Origin of the sequence: Comamonas koreensis (genome assembly GCF_021026195.1) — a bacterium.
In the GTDB taxonomy this organism is placed as follows: Bacteria; Pseudomonadota; Gammaproteobacteria; order Burkholderiales; family Burkholderiaceae_C; genus Comamonas; species Comamonas koreensis.
Genome location: NZ_JAJNCT010000002.1, coordinates 1 through 2,386, shown reverse-complemented (window position 1 = coordinate 2,386; position 2,386 = coordinate 1). Strand labels below are relative to the sequence as shown.

The window sequence follows — 2,386 nt, the reverse complement described above, 5'->3', positions numbered from 1 at the left end:
GCCGGGCATGTGTCGGCTGGCAGCTTTGCTCACCCGCTGCACAAAAGCATTTGGATCGCTGTGGAGGGGCTGGTGTTGGCGGGGCGTGATGTTGACCCGGTGGTGGTGCTGCAGGACCTGCAGGGCAGGGTGGATGAAGCCTACGCCGCTGGCCTGCCCAGCTACCTCAACAACCTGACAAGCTCCTTTGCTTCGGTGCGGATGGTCACCCACCACGCCCGCATTGTGGCGAACCTGCACCGGCTGCGCCGCGTGGCAGACGCCTCGGCAAAGGTGGGTGAGCTGCTCAAGGATAAATCGCTCTCAGCCGAGGAGATCTCAGGCCAGGCCGTGACGCTGTTTGATGCCATTGCTGATGAGCGCATGACCTCTGAGGCCAAGTCGGTGGGTGAGTTGGCTATCCCGTTCCTTGACGAGCTGGAGGACCTGGCCGACGGCAAGGCCGTGCTGGGGCGCGAGACGGGCATTACGAAGCTGGATTACATCCTCGCCGGCGGCACGTATGACGGGCAGTTGATCGTCATCGCTGCGCGGCCAAGCGTGGGTAAGTCATCCTTTGCCCAGCAGCTGGCGCTCAACCAGGCCGAGCGGGGCTATCCCTCCGCATTCCTGGGCATGGAAATGAACGAGAAGGAGCTGATGCGCCGCACGGTGGCCAACCTCGGCCGGGTGCCACTGCGCTTGCTCAAAACTGGCAAGCTCAGCCCCGATGACTATGGCCGAGTGCCAGACGCCATGGAGCGCATGAGGGATCTGCCGCTGTATTTCGAGTTCTGCCCAGGCGTCAACCTGGCAGAGATCTCCGCCAAGATTCGCAAGCTGGTGCGCAAGCACAAGATCAAGCTGGTGGTCATCGACTATCTGCAGCTGATGGCCGCCACTGACGAGCGCAAGGACCGCCGCGTACAGCTGGAAGAGATCACCCGCAACCTAAAGCGCCTGGCTGGTCAATTGGGTATCACTCTTGTGCTGCTGTCCCAACTCAATCGCGAGGTGGAAAAGCGCTCCAACCCCAAGCCCCAGCTGTCCGACCTGAAGGAGTGCGGCGCCATCGAGGAGGACGCCGACATTGTGCTGGTGCTGTGGGACCACAAGAAGGGCGACATCGATGAGTCATCCATCAAGGGCCTGGGCGCCATCAAGGGCCGGGACCTGGGGCAGAGCGACATGGCTCTGAACTTCGACGGCAAGTACCAGCGCTGGTCTGAATCCACCGAATCCCTCACCAGCAACACCAACACCGCCACCACTGCCCCACGGGCGCACAAGAGGTATCCCGATGACTACTAAGCCAGCAGAGGCAACGCATGTGCTCCTGTGGAGCTACACCCAATCAGCGCTGCATGTAGAGCCGGTGGAGGCCATGCTCAAGTGCAACCGCCGGGCCTACGTCGAGAACGCCTGTTCTGACTGGGTGCCCATACACCTGGGGTCTGAAGACGAATGCCGAACGGCGTCAACCCTTGCCATGAACGCCCTGAGCCATCGACCAGCTGGCGCTACCCATCCCCAATAACCGAAACGGAGCCCGAATGAACTTTGCAGAGACCGCAGCACTATCCACCCCAGCGCGCCGCAGCGCCCGGGGCTATGTGGACTTCACACAGGTCCTCCCCCAGCACCGCCCAATGGATGTGCGCCTGGCCAACTGGGGCAGGTGGTGCCACGGCCCGATGCGCCGCGACGTATCCCCCATGTTTCGAGGCATGCCGCGTGAGCCGCAGCTGCGTCAGCCTGGTGATGTGCCGGCCGAACTGATGGATCCCATGGACGCGGCGAAGGTAGCCAAGGCTGTTGCCGGTTTGCCAGAGAAACACCGTGCTGTATTGAACTGGTGCTATGTCCTGGACCCGCGCAGCAAGGAAGCCAGCCCCGCCCGTGCGAGCAAGAAGCTGGGCACCAGCCTCCAAGGCCTGGCTGATCTGCTGCGTGATGCGCGTCAGATGCTGATTAACCGGGGTGCATAACGTGGACGGCGAGTACAAAGCTGACCGCGCATTGTCCGAGGCAGAGCGCATGGTGAATGTGCGCTACTTGGGCCACTGCTTGCATGAAAACCGGAGCGTTTGGAACAACCGGACCATGGGCTGGTTCAGCCGCTGCCGGGATTGCAAGGTGGAGATTCAGATAGACGGATACATGCAGGTGCGCAGGCTGCCAGACGATGTGCTAGCCCACGCCTGGAGCCAGGAGCATGTAAAGACTGCAGCAAGTCCGGTCAATGGCGCGCAGCTGCGCTATGCGTTGGAGCGAGAAGGCTGGCGCGTTCAGTTTCTGGGGGTTGATGGTAGGACTGCGTGCGAGGTGCGAAAGGGCAGCATCTGCTGGCGCACAGGTTTCTTCGACACGCAGGCGGAGGCTGTGGTTGAGGCTGGCGCAATGACGC

The 2,386-nt window shown here is 62.0% G+C and carries 3 protein-coding genes; all 3 read left to right on the top strand.

Annotated features, from left to right (window positions below):
- Window positions 1-1,290 (top strand): replicative DNA helicase (locus tag LPW39_RS00035; protein ID WP_230770378.1); only part of this gene is annotated, 1,290 nt, incomplete at its 5' end.
- 242 nt (window positions 1,291-1,532) lie between these two features.
- Window positions 1,533-1,967 (top strand): hypothetical protein, encoded by a 435-nt coding sequence (locus LPW39_RS00030; protein WP_230770374.1) that lies wholly within the window; start codon window positions 1,533-1,535, stop codon window positions 1,965-1,967.
- A 1-nt stretch (window position 1,968) separates the two neighbouring features.
- The coding region (locus LPW39_RS00025) for a hypothetical protein (RefSeq protein ID WP_230770377.1) at window positions 1,969-2,386 on the top strand (418 nt) is incomplete at its 3' end.